At 60.8% G+C, this 518-nt stretch carries 1 protein-coding gene; it reads left to right on the plus strand.

The features are described from left to right. A partial coding sequence (locus ACT3UE_RS15795) for an IS3 family transposase (protein ID WP_444567030.1) occupies nucleotides 1-484 on the plus strand: 484 nt, incomplete at its 5' end. Nucleotides 485-518 lie beyond the last annotated feature (34 nt).

Consider the following 518-nt stretch of genomic DNA (forward strand, 5'->3'; position numbering starts at 1 on the left):
GACCGACATCACGGAGCACGAAACAAGTCAGGGCAAGCTCTACCTCTGTGCGATAAAGGACGTGTTCTCGTCTCGGATCGTGGGCTACTCGATCAGCAGCCGGATGAAGGCCAGGTTGGCAGTTGATGCCCTCCAGATGGCCGTGGCCAGACGTGGCGACGTGGCCGGCTGCACGGTGCATTCAGATCGCGGTTCGCAATTTCGGTCCAGGAAATTCGTCCGTGCTTTGGCCGGTCAGGGCTTGGTCGGGTCGATGGGCAGAGTCGGGGCGGCCGGTGACAATGCGGCCATGGAATCGTTCTTTGCGCTCTTGCAGAAGAACGTGCTCGACCGTGGCCGCTGGGCCACCCGGGGCCAGCTGAGGATCGCCATCGTGACCTGGATTGAGCGGACATATCATCGGCGTCGACGTCAGGTCCGGCTGGGTCGTTTGACCCCAGTGGAGTACGAAGCAATCATAGAGCCAGCTGCTCTCGCAGCATGACACTCAAACTGTCACCTCGACTTGCAGCAGTCCC

Source organism: Arthrobacter sp. 179, from assembly GCF_052379645.1.
In the GTDB taxonomy this organism is placed as follows: domain Bacteria; phylum Actinomycetota; class Actinomycetes; order Actinomycetales; family Micrococcaceae; genus Arthrobacter_H.